We start from the raw sequence: 3,217 nt of genomic DNA, 5'->3' as shown, positions 1-3,217 counted from the left end.
CAGAGCCCCAGGAAACAGCCTTCAACTATGAATTCTCAGCCTTACTCCATCACGTTGCGTGAACACGAGAACATCATTTATCGAGATTAGGCTCAGCACAGCAGGTTATCTACAACACAGCTGTATACCAAGATAGTACCAGCTGATGTGAAAGCTGCCCATGAGCAGTATCACCCCGGAGTAAACTAGATGAAAATAGCTGCACTTATCCCGAAATACCTGCAACACCTGAAGGTGATTGGCAGTGCCAAGAGCACCATCAAAGGTAATAAGTATGCCTTAAAAACGTTTATTCGGCTCCTTGATGAAATACATATCAATGAACTGACAGAACTCTCTCGTGATGTAATCCTTGAGTACCAGCAGGAGTTGGCTTACAGGTTAACATCAAAAGGCACACCTCTTACACTCAGAAGCCAAGGTTATGCCCTTGGCGTAGTCAAAAGCTTCTGTAGGTACCTAAGTGATGAAGACTATATGCTTACTGATCCGGCAGTAAAAATAGTACTACCCAAGAAACCTAAAGTTCTGCCTAAGGTCATTATGGATAGCGAGGATATCCGTAAACTTCTCTCAGTACCAGACATGAGAACCAATAAAGGGTATCGCAACCGGATAGTCTTAGAAATCCTCTATGACACAGCAATCCGCGCTGCTGAAATGGCTGCCGTTCGAGTTCAAGACCTGGATTTGACAGGTGGTTATCTTACCATCAGATCAGGTAAAGGAGCCAAGGATCGTGTTGTACCTGTAAGTGATCGGGTATGTACCATGCTAAATGAGTATTTGCTCATGGTCAGACCTGAGCTGCACAAAGGTAAAGATGACGGAGCACTCATACTCAATCGCTGGGGTAAGCAGATGACACCGAACTCTGTATGGGCCATTGTAAAACGCTGTGTTCGTCAGGCAGGTATCAATAAGAATATTTCCACTCATACGTTCAGGCACAGCTGTGCAACGCATATGCTGAGAAACGGTGCACCAATCCGTCAGATTCAGGAATTACTTGGTCATGAGTCATTGGAGACCACACAGATTTACACCAAGGTTACCATCAATGATTTAAAAGAAGTTCATTCCAAATATCACCCCTCAGAATCCTTGTGAGACAAGGGCTTCCTTCACCTTTTTACAGTCAACACAACCAGCTGATTTTTAGTTACTTATTGTCCAAGGGGTAACTGTTTTCTTTTGTCAGTGCGAACTGAATACTGTACATTGTACTTTAGTGATAATTTTTGAAATTAATAACAGCTCTTGGGGGGAGAAGGGCTACAGTAATATTGCCGGGCCAATATTACGATTTTGAAACTGGACTTCATTACAATTGGAATAGGTACTATGATCCGAGCACTGGAAGGTATATTTCCGCTGATCCGATTGGCTTGGCTGGCGGGATGAATCTTTATAGTTATGTTGCAAACGATCCCGTTAATAAAATAGACCCAGAAGGGTTGATGTATTATCCGGACATGATTTCTGAACCACAAATTGGTTGTGTAGAAACTTGTATAATGGAAAAGGCTTTCATGATGTTACCTATCGCTAATTTTAGTCCAGTCGATTTCCATCCGTTTAGCTTTCTTGCTGGAAATACAGATACATTAACAAGTGGTGGAATTTGGGATTCTGGTGCATCTGCAGCGAGTGGTACAAAAAGTATTGGGGGCATCTTATATGAGGGTTCAGGAGACATGTTTAAAAAACAAAATAAGAACCTTGCAAAAGGTCTGGGTAGATCATTCTATGGAGCAGCTTTACTAATGGACTTATTAGATGCAAATGGCGATATTGATGAGTGTCTTTGTATGTGTGGAGAATCTAAATAAAATATTGATAGCAACTTATGATAATAGATGACAGAAGTTTTCAAGTTATACTTCTAGGCTTGGTGATAATTGCAATAGCATTGATTCAGTATTTTTGTGGAGTTGCATTTACTCATAAAGGGTTCCTTAACCCGACAGTGGCATTTAGAAAAAAAGAAGAGCAAAAATCTAGCTTCTATTTTTCGGTAAAAGCTCAAATCTTTTTTGGAGTCTTTATGATTATTGTTGCCTTGGTCTTTGCTGTTTTTCGTTCTTTAGGGTGATCAGCATAAAAAGTCATAAATCCAGATAACCATTATTCGGTTAGGGATGCCCCGTATAGCTAACACTGCTCTTTGACATAACTCACCTCAACCTCATATACGTTCTTGGGGAGAGAAAACGTACCAAGGTATAGCCGGGCCAATATTACGATAACGAGACTGGATTGCATTATAACCATCACAGGTATTATGATCCTTCAACTGGAAGATACATTTCTGCTGACCCAATAGGGCTCAGAGGAGGCATGAACCTGTACGCTTACGCCAATCAAAATCCGATCAATGAAATCGACCCTCTAGGACTCGCATCCTATAAAACAGCAGAGGGGCACTACATCTTAGGCGTTGGACTTCTTGAAATTGACTGTTGTACCGAAGACGGTAAGGGACAAAAACACTTATATGTGAAAGTTTGTTTAGGGGCTGCTGTTGAGGTTAGCGGCGGAACAGGTGTTGCTTCAAACAGTGATGGAAAATCCTGCAGCAACCCGCCGAAACACCTATGGGGCGGTGAGTTAGGTGCGTCCTACGGTCTTGGTGCAGAAGGCTCAGTCTCTGTTGATATTGACGGCAGTGGAGCGAGTGCAGCTGGAGGATGGGGTATTGGTGGTGGAAAAGTCGGTGCCGGAGCTAAAGCTACAGCATGCTATTACAGGCGTGTAAATACAATACCTTCAGACCGCGAATGCGGTTGTGAGGAATGAGATTCTTATGTCATTTTTAACTTTTAGTATAATATGGTGTGGTCTGATTGTTGCGATAATATTAATAGTTCGCAGAATTCATGCTCACATGGCTACGATGGGGCACAAAACGTCATTTCCATTTGCCCCATCTGAGCTTTTTAGGTTCATCTCTTTCTGTACTCAGACTCAAAAAGAGACAGGTGATAAGAAACTTAAAACTCTGCTGGTATTATTAAACAGCTGCTATGCGGTAGGTGTAACGATCTTTCTCCTGCAAGTTTTTTATGGATAGCTTTAACTAATCCTATGGATCTTAACGACAGATTACGGTGTTTTGATAAAGCTGAATTCAAGTGATAAGTGCATAACCCATGATTTTTCTGACATCGATACCTGTCAGTTTGTTGAAAACTTCATAGGGTGTTTTGAAATTGAG

2 protein-coding genes and 2 pseudogenes are annotated in these 3,217 nt (G+C 41.7%); all 4 read left to right on the top strand.

The annotated features are described in order from the left end of the window. Positions 1 to 189: 189 nt before the first annotated feature. Positions 190 to 1,110 (top strand): tyrosine-type recombinase/integrase, encoded by a 921-nt coding sequence (locus tag G494_RS23740; protein ID WP_051305732.1) that lies wholly within the window; start codon positions 190 to 192, stop codon positions 1,108 to 1,110. A gap of 179 nt (positions 1,111 to 1,289) precedes the next feature. Next, positions 1,290 to 1,457, top strand: a pseudogene (locus tag G494_RS28135) (RHS repeat-associated core domain-containing protein); the annotation flags it as partial. Between the two features lie 392 nt (positions 1,458 to 1,849). After that, positions 1,850 to 2,095 (top strand): hypothetical protein, encoded by a 246-nt coding sequence (locus G494_RS0114565; protein ID WP_028585110.1) that lies wholly within the window; start codon positions 1,850 to 1,852, stop codon positions 2,093 to 2,095. A 134-nt stretch (positions 2,096 to 2,229) separates the two neighbouring features. Beyond that, positions 2,230 to 2,397 (top strand): annotated as a pseudogene (locus G494_RS28130) (RHS repeat-associated core domain-containing protein); the annotation flags it as partial. Positions 2,398 to 3,217 lie beyond the last annotated feature (820 nt).

It is taken from the genome of Desulfogranum mediterraneum DSM 13871 (genome assembly GCF_000429965.1).
In the GTDB taxonomy this organism is placed as follows: Bacteria; Desulfobacterota; Desulfobulbia; order Desulfobulbales; family Desulfobulbaceae; genus Desulfogranum; species Desulfogranum mediterraneum.
Note: the sequence above shows the minus strand (reverse complement) of the source record. Positions and strands in the feature narration are given on the sequence as shown.

Coding starts and splice junctions, on each gene's coding strand:
- G494_RS23740 (WP_051305732.1), top strand. CDS start 190: ATGAAAATAGCTGCACTTATCCCGAAATACCTGCAACACCTGAAGGTG.
- G494_RS0114565 (WP_028585110.1), top strand. CDS start 1,850: ATGATAATAGATGACAGAAGTTTTCAAGTTATACTTCTAGGCTTGGTG.